Raw genomic sequence first — 17391 nt, forward strand, 5'->3', positions numbered from 1 at the left:
TGACTTCGATACCCTAGTAGTTAGATACCATGAAAACGAACGCCCCTCACCCGCCGACCGCGCCGCCGCGTCCTCTGCCGCCCCCATCACCAGAACCTCCGCCGATCGTTGATTCGACCGACACAATGTTCTCCGGATTGAGCGACCGTGATCTCCTCATCGGATGGCGGGACGATCAATGCCGTGCGGCGTTAGACGAACTTGTTCGCAGGTACCGCGTGTTGGTACTGAGCGTTTGCCGTCGTCATTGCCTCAGCGAGCAGGACGCCGATGATGCGTTTCAAATCACTTGGGTCTGCTTGGCTCAATCGGCAAATCGAATTCGCAACCCTGATCGCCTCGCCGGTTGGCTCCATCGGGTCGCGACTCGCGCCAGTCGTGCGGTAATGCGAAAACGACGTGGGGCCGGCACCGCAAACATGCGTCGGTCCAATCTGGGTCACAACGAGATGAATGAGATCCCCGGCGAGCACGACGAAGCGTTGACGCAATTGACACGACGCCACGAGGCCGCCGTGCTCGACGAAGAGATCGCCGAATTGCCGGAACACTACCGCACAGCAATCGTCATGCATCTCATCGATGGGCAAAGCTACCAGGCAATTGCCCAACGAATTGAATCGAGCGTGGGAGCAGTCCGAGGCCACGTCCAACGAGGCAAACAAGTTTTAGCCCGTCGGCTGAGACACCGCGGCATCGTTCCGGTGATGGCCTTCGCCGCAACTCAAACTCTCCGTGTCTCGGACGCGATCGCTGCCGACGCCGCCCGCCGTACCCTTCCCTCTGAACTCAACCTGTCCGACGCGTCCTCGATAACCAACGCAACAGCGGGCCAAGAACCTCTCCACATTCCTTCTCTTCTCTCTTCAGGAACTCCAATGATTCGCATCGCTTCATGGGCAACCGCCGGATGCCTTACCTCGGCTGCGCTGGTAGGCATCTGGCTGACTCAAGTTCCCGCTTTTGGGGAGACCGACGGCAAGCCACTGACCGTTCGCATTTCGAAAATCCCAAACGGCGACACCGATGCGGCGACTCTCGTGGTCGGTCAAGCTGCATCGTTCGCCACAACGCCGCCACCGACAGACGCTCCATCGAATCCCGAACGGCAACCCTCCCCTGCACCGGAGCATCGCACCGACGTTGCCCACACCGTGGCCGAAAAAATGGATGACGTGGTCAGCATCGATCTGACCTGTTCGCTCAACGATCTCGATGAATCCTTGTCAGGCGCACTCGGAATCGCTGTCCTACTCGACCGACGTGCGATCGGCCTCACCGACCTTTTGGATACAGGCACTGCTCTCAACATCTCGACTGACAAACAACCGCTACGAACCATCCTTCGTAAAACACTCGAACCACTGGGCCTGCGCGCCGAGGTTCAAGACGAAGGACTCGTCATCACCGCCGATTTCGCAGAACTCACCCGTCGTGGAATCTCGACTGACAAATGGATTGGTTTATCCGATGAACTCGTCGAACAAGTCGACGAAGTCCTGGCGACCAAAGTCGCCGTCGATTTTGTCGATACACCTCTAGTCGAAGCCGTTGCCCACTTGGCGAGTGAAACTGCATTCCCTATCCGGATCAACTTAAACGCGTTAGAAGAAGAGGGTCTTACCGATGACACCCCCGTGCAGTTTTATTCTGGGATTTCACCGACCGTGACACCGGTTACCGCTTTCGATCCATCCAACGACCCATTTGGATCAACGAGCACACAACCATCGAAAAAATCAAAACCGCAGCCATCCACTGGAAAAACGCAAGCGATCGAGTCCAAACCGCCCGTCGAGGATGGCCGAAGCGCATCGGTTGAAGTCGTGCTCAACTCGATCCTCCGACCGCTCGAATTGACGTACACCGTGCGTGACGAAGCCATCATCATCACGACTCTTGACGACGCACGAACCGAGCTCCGACCAAGAATCTATTTTCTCGAGGGCACCGGTTTACCGCGTGGTGACTACAACGTCGTCATCGAACTCATTCAGAGTTCATTCGAGCCGGATCAATGGGAAGCACTCGGTGGCTCGAGCACGATCATGCCGATCGGCAATGGCTCGCAGGGCCGTCCTGCGTTGTTGATCAGCACGACGACATCCACTCACGACCAAATTGAATCCTTCATGGGATCGCTCCGAGAAACGCACTTCGGCCCTGATCCGATCGCAACCCAACCGTCTTCTCCCGGAGGCGGCCCATTTGGTGGAATGGGTGGCGGAATGGGTGGCGGAATGGGTGGCGGAATGGGTGGCGGAATGGGCGGTGGAATGGGTGGCGGAATGGGTGGCGGAATGGGTGGCGGAATGGGTGGCGGAATGGGCGGCGGAATGGGCGGCGGAATGGGCGGCGGTGGAATGTTCTGACTTCCACCGCGTCGCGAACTCGGTACGCCACGTCCGATCTCACGTGAGACGGACTCACGTGAGATGGTGGTGGACTCCGAAAATCGGCTACTCCTTCGAGCTGCCCAATTGCACGAGCACGTTGCTCGACTCGGGAAGGATGTCGATCGACGCACCGGCTTCGAGCAACTGGTTGATCTCCATGACTTCGAGCACCGTATCGAGAACTTCGGGATCCTTCTTCCCGATCTCGTTCAGCTTCTGACCAACAATTTCCGGACGCGCCGCAGCGGCCTCGGCCATTTTCTGGCTGACCTTGAACGCAGTTTCACTCTTGATCAGTCCGACGCGGTTTTCGCCGTCCTGCTTCATCGCACTGGTCACCTGCACCAACCGTTTGACGACCTTTTCGGTGATGTTGTGAACCATCTGCATGTCGGTGAATTCGACTTTGCGAATGTAAACCGACCCGAGCCGGTAACCCCATTTTTCCGATAGCGGCGAAACCGCTTGACGGACCGTTCGACTGAGACTGTGCCGGTCCTCGAGCATCGTTTCCATTTCCAGATTGCTCAACGTCGAGATCGTCGAACTCGTTACGTTCGCTTGCAACGATCCATCAGGATTGGCATTGATGAAGAGGTAGGCGACGGGGTCAGCAACTTGCATTTCATACCAAATACCGACACCCATCGGGGTTCCCTCTTCCGAGTTCACCATTTGGCTGCGCAGGTAATGTTGACGCAATGCCGTGCTAACGACGTATCGCTTTCCAAAGAATGGAATCAACATCGCACGCATACCGAAGTGCGATATCGGAAAGTGCAATCCGGACCGGTTGAGCGTACCGATGACTTTGCCGAAGAGCGTGAAGACCTGAGCCTCACATTCGTTGACACAGGTGTAAATCCCGAACGCGCGGGCGAAGGTCAGAATCATCGGGATCGTCGCGACACCGAGAATAAATAAGAAGATTTGCATGGAATTAGCCTATGAGAATGTTGGGATTATTTGGAACGCGAATTGTTGAGGACAACACGTGAAGCGAGCCCATAGAGTGGGACCCTCGCGTTTCGCAAATAGGCTTTCAAACATGACGATCCTCCTTCGTTCTTAATCGTTCCCAAGGTCCCCGCGAGTTCCTGCAGCGGTGCCACTTCGGCTTGCGCGTTGTTGGTCGCGATCTCAACGGCACGAGCACTCATCGTGATCTGTTGCTCGGAGTCCGCACGCGCGGTGCTGATGTCAGCGGCAACTTGGTTGCGCGTGCTGTTAATCGCAGACAACGCCCGATCGACTTCCGGTGGCGGATCGATTTCGGTGATCAACGCGGCATCGAGTTCGATCCCATACCGTCCGGTGGTCGAACGACATTGTTCTTCCATGTACTGATTGAGTAGCGGTAGGTTTTTACGGAGATCATTGATCGAAACGCCCTCGGACAATTCGACCGCACTACCCTTCCCTTGGCTTTCATCGACTTCTTCCTCTTCGGCTGCACTGAGCAAACTCGCACCTTTGGGATCGGTGAAATTGGCAATCCGCTCTCGCAACACCGAAACGAAGTACCCCATCACATGCTCGAGCGGACTCTTGACCCCGAACAGAAACGGGTACAGGTTGCTCTCGCTGATCCGGTATCGAATTTGGCCGTTCACGCCAGTCGTCAAGTTATCCTTCGTCACCGCCTCGATTGTGTCCTGGCGTTTCGACGGGTCCCATGAGAGATCAACCGCGTGGGTGGCAACACTGACGCGGTGCACTGTTTCCCATGGCAATTTGAAATAGGGACCACCAGGTCCGATAACGCGAACCTGCGGGTACGCGTAGCGTTCGCGTTCCTCGTTGCTGAGCGAGGGATCGATTGGCGGCGCGATGTCGGGCGACTCAGCCACCATGGGCAGCACTTCGGCGGCGCCGAATCGGGTCTTCACCGCTCGCTGGTCAGGCGAAACCGTGTACAGACAGCCAGGTAGGGTCCGGAAGGCGGCGTAGGCCGCGAGGCCCAAAACATACCACAATAGAAACATGATGCACTCACTGGTTTGTCGAAGGCGAAACATCCCCGAAAGGGGGCGTGAGTTAGGATTGTAACGTTCCCCCGAGGTCGCGGTACGGGTTGCGGAGACTGGCCCCACGCGACCAAACGCCCGAATGTCACGGCTATACATCGTCGCCCGACTGACTATTTTGAAAGGACTATCGTCAACGCCCACTATCGACCGGTTTTCGCTTGTCCCCTCCGACCTCTCCACGAATCTCGCGACGGCTGAGAATCGTACTGAGTCTATTGATTCTGGCCCATTTGTCCGCCGTCATCGCGCCTCCGTTGGCGTTTCAAAGTCGCGGCCCACGCGGTCTTTCGCCCTCGGTTTCGCTGCTGCTATCACCGCTCGCGGCGTACGGACAGTTCCTCTACCTCGATCGCGGGTACGCATTCTTTGCGCCCGATCCGGGTCCGAGCCATTTGATGCGGGTCGAGATCTCCTCAGGCGAAAACGACTCCGCCGAAGCAAATGATGCGAACGTCGAAACGCGTTTGTATCCAAGCCTGGATGATCAGTGGCCGCGCCTGCTTTACCACCGGCATTTCATGTTGGCCGAATTTTTGAACGACGCCTACCAACCGGCTTTGCCCGGCGAAGCCGCGAAATTGGTCGGCTCGGATTTGCCGATCGAAGAACTCAAAGCATGGCGGATGGGCCGACAACGTTATGAGATGATTGCCGATTCGATGATCCGCCACCTGCAGAAAAAGTTTGACGCGCAGGACGTCAAGATTGACCGGCTCGAACACATGATTCCGGACTTCGTTCCGTACGCGAACGAACCGACACCGCTGAACGATCCACCGACCTATGTTTTGCTCGAAGACATTCCGATCACACTAGACACATTGCTCGGAGTGCTCCCGCAAGATTTGCCGCAACCTGAACCGCGTGAAACCGTCCCCGCTCCTTCCGGCGAACCGATTCGCGATCGTTCAGAAACGTCCGAAACCACGGACGAACGCGAACGTGATTCAGAGACGACAGTACCAATCGATCGCCAACGTGCCGTGGTGCCTCCGGTCTCCGAAGGAGTCAGCCCACAATGACTTCCAATACCAGCCTCCAACAACGTCTAAAGAATTCCGCTAGCGAGTTTCTCGATTCCTGGGATGAGTTTTGGTTTGCCGCGCGGCATGTCGAAACCCTCGCGGTCCTGCGCATCATCACCGGTGCGATGCTGCTTTACTCGCACGTCGTCCTGGCGACCAATTTGGAATCGTTCTTGGGCGTTGACGCCTGGATCAACAACGACGCGTCACGCGCACTGCACGACGGAACGCTGGGTGAACCGACCGCGGCGTGGTCTTACCTCTGGAACGTCGACAGCCCCGCGATGATCGGAGTGCATCACTTCGTCACGATCCTCGTTTCGGCATCGTTCATGGTCGGGTTCCTGACACGGATCACCGGACCGTTGGCGCTGTGGTTTCAACTGATGTTGATCCATCGATTGTTGGGCAGCCTTTTTGGCCTCGATCAGATCGTGACCTACTGCGCCATGTACCTCGCCTTCGCTCCGTGCGGGGCGGTGTTTTCGGTGGACGCGTGGTTGCGGCGTCGTTTCTCAGCCGGATCCGAATCGACCTCGAAGAAATTCAAATGGCTGTTCCCAAGTGATGCCCCGAGTGTATCGGCGAATGTGGCCACACGATTGCTGCAAATTCACCTCTGCGTGATCTACCTGTTCGGTGGATTAGCCAAAGCGCGCGGCCAACTCTGGTGGGACGGAACTGCCATGTGGTACGCGATCGGCAACTATGAATACCAATCGCTGGATGTCACCTTCCTCGCTGCGTATCCACGTTTCTTCACGGCGCTGACGCACGTCACTCTTTTTTGGGAAGTGTTCTACTGTGCGTTGGTTTGGCCACGGTGGACACGTCCGATCACGTTAGCGATCGCCGTTGCCGTCCACGGGGGCATTGCCTTGGGCCTCGGCATGGCGACGTTTGGATTAATGATGATCGCGGCCAACGGAATCTTCGTCAGCCCATTGCTGATCCGGCGTTGGCGCAGAATCGAGGTTCCCGAACCGAACGTGGCCATGGCAGGGATGGGCCCGACTTCAGATGCTTCGACGGCCAGTGTGATCATCGCGTCGCCGTCCGATAAGGCCTCGCCATCAACTGCGTCAGCGTCCGAGGCTGAAATCGCCAAACGCCTCGCGGATCTCGAAAAGGGAGAAGAGGCGTTTCGAAAACGCTATCACAAACTCAAACGTCGCGAAGCAAAAGTCGAGGAACGCAACGATCGTATCAAAGCCACTAAGGCAAAGATTCGTGCCAAACTCGAAGACGGCACGTTGGTACGCGGCGACAAACTTCTTGATCAGTCAGGAATCGAACTCTCCGGAATCGGATTAAATGACAGCCATGATGACCTGGAGACTCACATCGACGACAGTTTGTCGGGATATGACCTACTGAACCCGACCGAACGCAAGGATTCTTAATAACGCGACAGACGGTTTGAATCTCGCGTGGTACATTACGGGCCGGTGATTGAATCAAGGACGACCACCTCTCGGAACCCAGCCTGATGTTGACAAAAACTCTGAATTGGCAAGAGATAACCAACGAATTATCTCACTCGGTTTTTCTGATCCTCGAAGACGGGTCGTTTTTCTACGTCAACAAACACGCGTGCGAGTCGCTGAAATACTCCCGCGAAGAAATGTCGAAGATGAAAGTTTTCGACGTCACGCCCCGGTATGAAAACATCTCATGGAAAGACACATGGGAGAAATTCCGGAAACTCAAACGAGTCCATCACGAATCGACGCATCGAGACCGTGAGGGCAATGAATTCCCGGTACTCGTCAATGTGAGTTACAACGAGGAGGCCGCGGACCAACCGTTCCTGATCGTTCACACATACGACCTGTCCGAAAACCAACGCGATCGACAACAACTTCTGTTGGCAATCAAATCTGCGAAAGTCGCCTTTTGGGACTTGGATCTCAAATCGGGCAACGTGTACATCTCGCCGGAACTCCACAATCAACTCGGCCACGATACCGATGTGGAATGGAACGTCGACGTTTGGAAAAGCGGTTTGCACCCCGATGATTACGACACTGCGGTCGGCTGCCTGGAGGATTTTCAGTCAGGCAAATCAGACGAATACCTCAACGTGTATCGATTGCGTCACACCGATGGGGAGTACCGCTGGTTTGAGTCCAGAGGGCAATTTGTCCACGATTCGGCGGGTAACCAGATTCGCATGGTGGGTACGCAGATCGACATCACAGATCAAAAATTGATCGAAGAAGAAGTCCGCAAGATGCTGCGACGAAGCGAGGCGGTTTCGAAGTCCCTCGCGCGCAGTAATCGGGACCTCGAACAATTTGCTTATGTGGCGTCACATGACCTGCGTGCCCCGCTGCGAGGATTGATCCACCTCACCAATTGGGTCCGTGAGGACGCCGCCGATGCCAAGGTCGAACTACCTGATAACGTCCTCGAACATCTAAGGAAGATGCAGGATCAAGTCGAACGGATGGACGCGTTGTTGTCGGGACTGCTCGAGTACTCACGCGTGGGCAACCGCAACCACATGCAGCGAAGCGTTGAACTGCTCGAGGTGCTCACCGATGCCGTCGAACTCGCCGACGTTCCACCAAACTTTGAAATCGTGCTGCCGGAGAAAGACTTCTCATGGATGACCGTCCGCGAACCACTTCAGCGTGTGTTCCAAAACCTGATCGACAACGCGGTCAAACATCATGACCGCGACTCGGGCACTGTGAAGATCACGTACACGGAGACGGAGAACGAACTGATCTTCAGCGTGACTGACGATGGACCTGGGATCGAAAGCAAGTACCACGCGAAGGTCTTTGAGATCTTCCAAAAGCTGCATCAGGAAAACGGCGACGAGGGCTCCGGACTCGGTCTCACCATCGTGCAAAAGCTGGTGCAAACGACGGGTGGTCAAATCGAGATCCACAACGTCTCCCCACGCGGCAGCGAATTCCGATTCACGTGGCCAAAAGTCATCAGTTTCGAAGACCTCAACTGATTTGATACCCTGACGTGGCTGACCGTCTAGATCGATCTCGATTTCGAAATCGCCCGATGGCTCGGATCACTGCGACTGCGCGGATGCACTGTGGCGATTTGCTCCCGGATTCGACATTCATCGCGGCCTTGGACAGCGAGAATGGCGTGGGAAAAACCCGCGTCCAGTTCCGCTACCCCTAAACGGCTCGACAGGTCACAATTGTCGTTTCATTCATTTTGACTCATCCGCTCCCGAGGCCCATTCCTGCCGTGAACGCTTCCCCTCGCCCTGACGATTCCCCAAACGCTGCCGATCCAAAAAACGCCGCCGATTCGTCAGGCGGCGATGATTCAAACCCTAATCCAGACAAAGCCCACCGGCACTTCATCCGACAAGCCATCGACTCGGATCTCGCTTCAGGACGATTCGACGCCGTTCGCACCCGTTTTCCACCTGAGCCGAACGGGTATCTGCACATCGGCCACGCCAAAAGTATCTGCCTCAACTTTGGTTTGGCAAAAGACCTCGGCGGGACGTGCAACCTTCGTTTCGACGACACGAATCCATCCAAGGAAGACACCGAGTACGTTGACTCGATCCAAGAAGACGTCCGCTGGCTCGGTTTTCAATGGGACAACCTGCACTTCGCGAGCGACTATTTCGAGCAACTCTATCAGTGGGCGGAGAAACTCGTGACCGACGGTCATGCGTACGTCTGCGATCTTACCGCCGAACAAACCCGCGAATACCGAGGCACGCTGACCGAAGCCGGGCGCGAGAGCCCCGGACGAAGCAACACACCGGAAGAAAACCTGGACCTGCTACGGCGGATGAAAGCGGGCGAGTTCCCCGACGGCGCCAAGACTCTGCGTGCCAAGATCGACATGGCGAACCCGAACATCAATTTGCGTGATCCCGTGATGTACCGAATCGCGCACGTGCCTCACCATCGGACAGGCGATCAATGGTGCATCTATCCGATGTACGATTGGGCGCACGGACAAAGTGACTCGATCGAGAAGATCACCTTCTCGATCTGCACGCTCGAGTTCGAACACCACCGACCGCTCTACGATTGGTATTGCGACAAACTCGAAATCCACCACCCCCGCCAAATCGAATTCGCCCGGCTGAACATCACATATACCGTGATGAGCAAACGCAAACTCTTGCAACTCGTTCAGGAGAAGCACGTTTCGGGTTGGGATGATCCACGAATGCCAACGATCGTCGGCCTGCGCCGCCGTGGCTACACGCCCGAATCGATCCGTGCGTTCTGCGCCGACATCGGCGTTGCGAAATTCAACAGCACCATTGACGTTGTCCGATTGGAAAACGCCGTTCGCGAACACCTTAACGACGTCGCACCGCGGCGAATGGCGGTCCTCGACCCCGTCAAACTGACCATCACGAACTGGGACGAACACGGATCGCCTGTCGAGATGATGTCGGCCGTGAACAACCCCGGCGATGAATCCGCCGGCAGTCGCGAGATCCCGTTTTCCGGATCGTTGTGGATCGAACGAGACGACTTCAAGGAAGAAGCACCTCGAAAATTTTTCCGCTTGAAAAAAGGTGGCGCAGTACGTTTGCGGGCCGGCTACATCGTTGACTGCCACGACGTCGTTAAAGACGCCGACGGGAATGTCATCGAGATCCTGTGTACGTACGACCCACAAACGAAGAGCGGCGAGGACACGTCGGGCCGCAAGGTCAAAGGCACGATCCACTGGGTGAGCTGCGAACATGCCGCCGAAGTTACGGTGCGAAACTACGACCGGTTGTTCTCGGTCGAGAATCCCGACAGCGTTGCGGAAGGCAAGACCTTCCTAGATCACCTCAACCCAGACTCGCTGTCGACGACAACCGCGTTCGTGGAACCGGCTCTGCGCGAAGCCAAAGTGGGTGACCGCGTTCAGTTCGAACGACTCGGCTACTACGTCGTCGACCAGGACAGCCGGGACGACGAAATGGTGTTCAACCGGATCGTAGGACTGCGTGACACCTGGGCCAAAATCGCTAGCAAAGACGGCGGCGGGCAAGCGAACGCAAACAGCCCAGCGAACGCCAAAGGTAAAGGCAAAGGCCAAGCCAATTGCAAAGGTCAGGGAAACGGCAAAGGAAACAACAACGACAAAGGCAAGAAGCAATCGTAAGCGGCCTACGAACAACAAGCCGTGATCGCGGGGCACTCCCGCGTGCGATTTTGCGTCCGATACCCCGTCATCGTTTTGCAATGCGTTCTTCCAACACACTGGATCAACGCAATGCCCTTTCAACGCCGTTCACTGCCTGAGCGAACCTTCACCGCAAATCCGCGGCCATGCGACTACCGCGAGCATACTCGTTTGCCCGCAAAGCGACACCGCGTGCTAAACACCCGGCACGGCCCGCCGCGAGCACCACGGTGCCAAACCACTTTCAACGACCTCCATCACAATCGACACACATGCCTTCCTCCAAACCAAACATCTCGCTGCCGGTCGTTGCTGCTGCGGACTACCGACACGCCGTGCCCGGAGAGATGTGGGAACTGCGTCCCGTTTCGATCGCAGGTCCGATCGAGTATCGCTCCGCACCACGCGACGATTCCGCGGAAGCGATCACCCGCCTGGCTGAGATTTCTCTCCAGGCGCCAGTCGACTACCCATCGATTAGTGACGCGGTGCTCGCGGGAGATCATGTTGCGTTAGCGGTAGACCCGAACGTGCCACGTGTCGCCGAAGTACTCGAGGGCGTGATCCAGGTGGCCCGCGCGTGCGAGGCAGGACGTGTCAGCATTGTCCTTTGGCCCGAAGCGTCTGACGCGTGCTACGAATCGCTGGCAACGCGTTTCCACAACATTAAAGACAGCGACGAAGATACGGATACGACTTCGCCGGCCCCCGCAACGGGCGAGATGCCAATCTCAGTGAGTCGTCATGCCGCCCGAGACCGGCGAGAGCTGCGTTACGTCGCTGCCGATGCTGACGCCGAAGCGATCTACCTGGCTCGCGATTTGGTGGATGCTGATTTCACGATTCCGATTGTGGCTGCCCGCGCCGTCGACGCGATCGAACGTCTCGACAAAACCGGTGTCTTCCCAATGTTTGCCGACGCATCGACGATGCATCGATTCCAGAACACGTCGAGCCGCCAAACGTCAGAGGGCACGGCGAACGAAATCGGATGGTTGCTCGGCGTGCAGTTGCTGATGATGGTTTCCGCCGACGCCGCAGGCAGCGTTGCCCGTATTTTAACGGGCACACCAGACGCGATTCGTGACGAACTCGACACACTCCATTCCGAAAAAGGAAGTGATACCAACGAAAGCGAAACTCGCCCGCGTTCCGAACTCATCGTCGCGGCCCTCGATGGCGATGCCAACGTTCAAACATGGTCCAACGTGGCACGTGCCGTCATCGCCGCGAGTCGGCACATCGAGGGCGACGGAACGATCGTCGTTTGGTCACGCGTCAACGAAACGCCGGGCCGGGACTGGACGAAGGAACTCACCAAGAGCAGCGAACAATCCGCGGATCCTGATGACGAACACGACACGCCCGACGAACTCGCCGCCGCGCTCGCCGATCAGTACCAGGATGACTTCAGTGACGAAGCCGACCAAACCGAAGATGGCGACCGCAATGATGAAGCCGAATCGTCTCTCGCCGAAACGGATGCCGCCTCGGCCGGAGAATACGCAAACTGGAGCATGGACCGAGTACTCGCGAAAAAACTCGCCGGATTGCTAGCGAGCTACCGAGTGCTCCTACACAGCGGACTGGCCGATGCCGACGTTGAGTCTCTCGGCATGGGCGTGATCGCCTCGGAGGAAGAACTTCGTCGCCTTAGCGCGGGCTTCCAAGGCGCCGGCGTGATCCGCGCGGCACAGTTTCACGACGGTTCGGTTTCTCGTTTCGATACTACAGTTGGTTAAATTGCGTGGCATCTCCTATCTCCCAACCGCTCGAAGACGCGTTCCACTATTGCCCACGATGCGGTACCGCGAACACCAACACCGGCTCGATCCCGTTCCACTGCGCCGAGTGCGATTTTGCGTTCTACTTCGGTCCGGTTGCTGCCGTCGGCGGACTCGTACTAGATGAGCAGGATCGACTGCTGGTCGTCCGCCGAGCACGCGACCCCGGCAAGAACCAATGGGGGCTGCCGGGCGGTTTTGTTGATCGCGACGAAACGGTCGAGGAAGCACTCGCGAGGGAAGTCCTCGAAGAGACTCAGCTCAAAGTTTGCGAGTGCGAACTACTGATGACGGGTCCCAACCAATACACCCACCACGGGGTGACCGCTCAGGTAATTGATCTGTTCTACATGTGCCGAGTCGAATCATCGAACAACGTTCAACTCGCTCCGAGCGAATTGTGCGAATACCAATGGTGCATCCCCGGCCCCGAAATCCTCAACGACATGGCGTTCGAGTCCAACCGAATCGCGATCGAACGATGGCTCTCCGAACGGTCATAGCTGGCGATCAACACCAAAATCGCCATTCCAGAAAATTCGACGTGTTTACGGCGTCCCCATAAAACAACCTGCGGCGATCCAGCATGCCGCGTTCCGTTTCGCATCGTCGTGCGTCGGGTTATGATTGAAAAACGGAACGAGATTTCGCATCTCGCCGCTCTTCTCCCAACTTTAATCGCGAAACGTCACTGAGCCTTCTCGTGAGATCACCGTCATCGAACCGATCGAATTCGCGACGCGGGCAAGACCGCATTTCGATGACACCAATGATCGACATCGTCTTTTTGTTGATCATCTTCTTTCTCGTCTCGAGCCATCTTTCTCGCCAAGAAAATCGGCACCCCGTAACCCTCGCGAGCGCAGGGACTGGCAGGCTGCCGGATTCAGAGGCGGGCCCACTGACTCTTACCCTCGACGCGAACTCAAAAATATACTTCGGCGGGGAAGTAATCTCGATGACCGAACTTCCCGACCGCATTCGGGACTGGGTAAACGGGCGCGATGAATCAACCGCGAACCGGCCCACCCAGGTTCGTCTGCGAATCGACCAATCTGTCCCCTACGGAAAGATCGAACCTGTTCTAAAGGAAATCGCGAGCCTTCAGATTCGAGACGTTTCGATCGTCGTCAATCCAAACTCAGGCAACTCGACCGCCGGTGGGACAGCGCCATGAAGGCCCCCGCGAGAAACGAATCCGGCAACGACGATCTCGCGATGACCTCGATGATCGACGTCGTGTTCTTATTGCTCGTGTTCTTCGTTTGGACGAGCAGTTTCGACAAACCGGAAACCGAACTCGCGAGCAGAATCGCGATGCCCGCCAAAGCTGCCGAAGCGATCGATGCATCTGGAATCGAATCGGATTCCCCCCGAACCGAATCCCTACTCACCGAAGACCGACGCGATGAAGTCATCATTCGCATTATTGCGAATGACCGCGGACTCAGCTATCAGATCGGTGCGATTACGATCACCGATCTCGCCACCGCTCGTGAGAAACTCGCCGCGATGGCGGCCATCAACAAAAGCGCGATCGTCATCATCGATCCGGACGATTCCGTCACCGCCGCCGATTGCATTGACGTCTTCGACGCGGCACGGCAACAAGGCTTCGCGAACGTGTTGTTCGCGATTGAATCAGCGTAACGAACTCGCCGCCATCGAACCGGGCTACATTCCCGATTCGGCGAACACGACCTTGAACATCAGATACGCCATCGCGAGCGTCAGGACCAGATTCAACGATTGACCGCAGACGTACAACAACAGCGGCTTGCCACCACTCAGATTGTCTTTGATCGCGGCATAATTCGTTTCCAACCCGATGCTCACGAACGCGAGACAGAACAACCAACCTCGCAATCCTTTCGTGACACCGATCGAAGCCGACGTCCACAACGCACCGTCGCTGAGCAAACCGGCAATCAAAGAGAACGCGACCGACGCGGCAATGAAGCCCAAAATGAACTTGGGAAATCGCAACCAAATCTCTGACCAACCGACACTGGTCTTTGCCGCGGGATCTCGATCCATGTACGTCGTCCAAAACACCGCGATCCCAAACGCAACGACGCCGATCAAAATGTTCTGAATCATCTTGATTGTCGCGGCGACCTCGAGTGCGCGATCCCCGAGGAATTCACCCGCCGCAGCAACCGCGCCGGTCGAGTCAATCGTGCCGCCCATCCATGCCCCACCGAGCACCTCGTCCATTCCCGTAAACCGGATCACCATTGGCATCACGACCATCATGATGACGGTGAACGAGAGCGACATTCCGATCGCGAGAGACAACTCTTCTTTCTTGGCCCGACACGCGGCCGCCGACGCGATCGCCGCCGAGACACCGCACACGGACATGTCGGCCGAGATTACCATGTTGAGCGTCGGCGATTTGATCTTAAGCACTTTTTGGCCGAACCAAAACGTCGTGATCAAAACGATGGGCGTCACCACCCACGCGACAAACACCCCCGGCAACCCGAGCGCGAGCAGGCGACTCATCAAAATCTCACTCCCGAGCAGCACCAACCCGGTCTTGATGTAGAACTCGGTTCTCGCGGCCCCCCGAATCCACTGAGGAACGCCAACGGTGTTGCTGATAACGAGCCCGACGAGCAGAGCCCACAGAGCGTATTCAAGGTTGTAGGCACTCACGACGGCTTGGCCAGCCATCACATAGGCGAGTAATCCCAGCAAGAAGACAGCGGGGAATCCGATCAAAAACTCGTGGCCGCGCCCGCCGGTCAACATCAGGGTGAGCGTGAAAAGCCCACCAATAATCAACGCCGCGCCGACCACGCCGCTCAAACGCGACAACTCCGGCGCGAAGACAGGCTGCGAGTCGTCCGATTTCCCTTCTTTGCGAAACGCATCCATCGGATTGGAGTACCACCGCTTTGGCTTGCCAACCCACGGCGCGAGAACGCTCTCCGCCTCCGTTGCGGGCTCCACCGCAGCGACCGTGGCCGCATCCAATGCCTGAGCATCCAATGCCTGAGACTCTGATACAGGAGTGACGAACCGAACGCAGGCCAACGAGACCACCAGGATCGTCCACCCGATCACAATGGCGAGCAGGTCCTCGGTCCAAAAAGAAACCCGCTCCGGAGAAGCGGGTTCGACAACCATTGATTCGTCGGCGGATTCACTCATGGTGTTCAACGTGGTGCGTCGTGCACAGATTAAAGGAGGGAAGGCGAAAGGATCGGTTGATCAATTCGCCGGTCCTCGATGTTGTGCGTCACAATTCGAACCAGGGCCACGCCTCACGTGCCCTCGTCACGAATCGACTAGACGCGGCGACGTTCTTTCAGGCGAACTGCCTTACCAACTCGGTCACGCAAGAAGTACAACTTAGCGCGACGGGTAACGCCACTGCGTTTGACTTCGATCTTGTCGATGCGTGGGCTGTGCACTGGGAACTTACGTTCCACACCTTCGCCTGCAACGATGCGGCGAACCATGAACATTTCTTGGGATCCCTTGCCCGAACGACCGATCACAACGCCACTGAACACTTGGATGCGTTCTTTGGCGCCTTCGAGGATCTTGGTGTGCACATCGACGGTGTCACCGATGTCGAATTTGGGGGTTTCTTCTTTTTGGTTGGCCTTATTGACCATGTCCATGATGGCATTGCTCATGACGCTCTCTCGTATCGTTTCGGGGTGGATGGATGTTTGTTAGGTTCGTTCAGCGTGTCGCTGGTTACCGCCCGAGCCTTCGCTCAAAGCAGCGTCCGAGAGCATTCGCTCCCGGTTATTTCGGCTCATCGAGCAGGTCGCTGCGACGGGCCTTCGTTCGAATCTGTGTTTGCTCGGCACGCCACGCGGCGATGGCCGCGTGATCTCCACTGAGCAATACCTCGGGAACGAAGTGACCTTCGAATTCACGAGGACGTGTGTACTGCGGAAATTCTAACAACCGATTTCCACGGCTGAACGAATCATCCTGATGGCTATTTTCATCACCGAGAACTCCGGGAATCAACCGAACCACGGCGTCGATGATGGTCATTGCAGCGACCTCGCCTCCGTTGAGGACAAAGTCACCTACGCTAATTTCTTCCGGCTCCAAAATGTCATGGACCCGTTGATCAAAACCTTCGTAACGGCCGCAGAGCAACATGATCCGTTCGCTCGTCGCAATGTCTTCTGCGAGTCGTTGGTCGAAACGTTTGCCTTGCGGGGTGAGCAGGATCTTTCGCACCGGGGGCTGATCCCCTTCGCTCAAAATTTCTGACTCGACTTCGCGAACACAACTCACCGTTGGTTCGACTTGAATCAACATTCCCGGGCCACCGCCGAATGGACGATCATCGACTTTGCGATGCGGCACATTCTCGGCCCAATTCCTCAAATCATGACGTTGGATATCAACCAGTCCGCGAACGATCGCCTTGTGCAATAAACTTTGCGTCAGGTAACCGTCGAAAATCGCGGGAAACAGGGTTACAACGTCAATCCTCACGGGGCATGGGCTCGGCGAGTGGTGGGGCCAAAGTCTTCACGACTCCGGCGACGGATATCATTCGGAAGCGGTTTCTTCGGTAGCCGCTTCAGCAGCAGGTTCTTCCGCGGGAGCTTCTTCAGCAGGTGCGGCTTCGGCTTTAGGCTCTTCGGCCTTCGGCTGAGGCGACGCGGTCACGGGAGCCGGCGTGTAGTCTTTGCGACGACCGAGACGCTCGAGAGCCTCACGTTGGGCGTCGAGATGAGTACCGGTTGTGCCGTACTTTTTGATCAGTGTGGCGCACTTTTCCGATGGCTGAGCACCGACGCTCAACCAGTAATCGATGCGATCGCCTTTGAGTTGTGCGCGTGCATCGGTTTCGGGACACATCGGATCGTAGACACCGAGTTCTTCGATCACGCGTCCGTCACGCGGTTTACGTTGGTCCATTGCACATACACGAAAGAAAGGACGGTGGGTGCGTCCCATTTTCTTCATGCGGATTTTGACTGCCATCTCGGTGGGGTCTCCAAAAAAAATTAGCGTAGATTGGTTCGGTTGGTTGATTAAA

General features: G+C 56.6%; 15 protein-coding genes. 9 read left to right on the forward strand and 6 right to left on the reverse strand.

The genetic code is table 11. The features are described 5' to 3' along the window. Nucleotides 1-29: 29 nt before the first annotated feature. Nucleotides 30-2372 (forward strand): RNA polymerase sigma factor, encoded by a 2343-nt coding sequence (locus FHS27_RS06775; protein ID WP_184303447.1) that lies wholly within the window; start codon nt 30-32, stop codon nt 2370-2372. 87 nt (nt 2373-2459) lie between these two features. On the opposite strand, the gene FHS27_RS06780 is transcribed toward FHS27_RS06775, so the two are convergent. Further along, a complete protein-coding gene (locus tag FHS27_RS06780) occupies nt 2460-3332 on the reverse strand; it encodes an SPFH domain-containing protein (protein ID WP_009101577.1) in 873 nt (290 codons plus the stop codon). Nucleotides 3333-3358: 26 nt separating this feature from the next. Continuing rightward, nucleotides 3359-4381 carry an SPFH domain-containing protein gene (locus FHS27_RS06785; RefSeq protein ID WP_173405350.1) on the reverse strand — a complete coding sequence of 341 codons (1023 nt, stop codon included), beginning with the start codon at nt 4379-4381 and terminating at the stop codon, nt 3359-3361. A gap of 203 nt (nt 4382-4584) precedes the next feature. Between FHS27_RS06785 and FHS27_RS06790 the strand changes: the two genes are divergently transcribed. The 8 genes from FHS27_RS06790 (at nt 4585) to FHS27_RS06825 (ending at nt 14015) form a co-directional block, all read left to right on the forward strand. Further along, nucleotides 4585-5448: a hypothetical protein gene (locus tag FHS27_RS06790; RefSeq protein ID WP_246419222.1), complete on the forward strand. Its 864-nt coding sequence runs from the start codon at nt 4585-4587 to the stop codon at nt 5446-5448. Further along, nucleotides 5445-6854 carry an HTTM domain-containing protein gene (locus FHS27_RS06795; RefSeq protein WP_184303449.1) on the forward strand — a complete coding sequence of 470 codons (1410 nt, stop codon included), beginning with the start codon at nt 5445-5447 and terminating at the stop codon, nt 6852-6854. The genes FHS27_RS06790 and FHS27_RS06795 overlap by 4 nt, the downstream gene beginning before the upstream one ends. A gap of 86 nt (nt 6855-6940) precedes the next feature. Further along, on the forward strand, nt 6941-8422 hold the full coding sequence (locus tag FHS27_RS06800; RefSeq protein WP_184303451.1) for a PAS domain-containing sensor histidine kinase: 1482 nt from the start codon (nt 6941-6943) through the stop codon (nt 8420-8422). 251 nt (nt 8423-8673) lie between these two features. Next, on the forward strand, nt 8674-10560 hold the full coding sequence (locus FHS27_RS06805) for a glutamine--tRNA ligase/YqeY domain fusion protein (RefSeq protein WP_184303454.1): 1887 nt from the start codon (nt 8674-8676) through the stop codon (nt 10558-10560). Between the two features lie 293 nt (nt 10561-10853). Next, complete coding sequence (locus FHS27_RS06810; protein WP_184303456.1) at nt 10854-12323, forward strand: transcriptional regulator; 1470 nt, start codon at nt 10854-10856, stop codon at nt 12321-12323. 5 nt (nt 12324-12328) lie between these two features. Then, complete coding sequence (locus FHS27_RS06815; RefSeq protein ID WP_184303458.1) at nt 12329-12868, forward strand: NUDIX hydrolase; 540 nt, start codon at nt 12329-12331, stop codon at nt 12866-12868. Nucleotides 12869-13068: 200 nt separating this feature from the next. Beyond that, a complete protein-coding gene (locus tag FHS27_RS06820) occupies nt 13069-13542 on the forward strand; it encodes an ExbD/TolR family protein (RefSeq protein ID WP_184303461.1) in 474 nt (157 codons plus the stop codon). Then, nucleotides 13539-14015, forward strand: coding sequence for an ExbD/TolR family protein (locus tag FHS27_RS06825; RefSeq protein ID WP_184303463.1), 477 nt, complete (start codon nt 13539-13541; stop codon nt 14013-14015). The genes FHS27_RS06820 and FHS27_RS06825 overlap by 4 nt, the downstream gene beginning before the upstream one ends. Nucleotides 14016-14039: 24 nt before the next feature. Here FHS27_RS06825 and FHS27_RS06830 read toward each other — a convergent pair whose 3' ends face one another. The 4 genes from FHS27_RS06830 to rpsP form a co-directional block, all read right to left on the reverse strand. Next, entirely contained in the window at nt 14040-15524 is a 1485-nt protein-coding gene (locus tag FHS27_RS06830) for a YeiH family protein (protein WP_184303466.1), read from the reverse strand. Between the two features lie 137 nt (nt 15525-15661). Continuing rightward, a complete protein-coding gene (gene rplS, locus FHS27_RS06835; RefSeq protein WP_009101563.1) occupies nt 15662-16015 on the reverse strand; it encodes a 50S ribosomal protein L19 in 354 nt (117 codons plus the stop codon). 115 nt (nt 16016-16130) lie between these two features. Next, a complete protein-coding gene (trmD, locus tag FHS27_RS06840; RefSeq protein ID WP_184303468.1) occupies nt 16131-16841 on the reverse strand; it encodes a tRNA (guanosine(37)-N1)-methyltransferase TrmD in 711 nt (236 codons plus the stop codon). A 57-nt stretch (nt 16842-16898) separates the two neighbouring features. Continuing rightward, entirely contained in the window at nt 16899-17318 is a 420-nt protein-coding gene (gene rpsP / locus FHS27_RS06845; RefSeq protein WP_221224946.1) for a 30S ribosomal protein S16, read from the reverse strand. Nucleotides 17319-17391 lie beyond the last annotated feature (73 nt).

The organism is Aporhodopirellula rubra, assembly GCF_014192335.1.
Taxonomy (GTDB): domain Bacteria; phylum Planctomycetota; class Planctomycetia; order Pirellulales; family Pirellulaceae; genus Rhodopirellula; species Rhodopirellula rubra.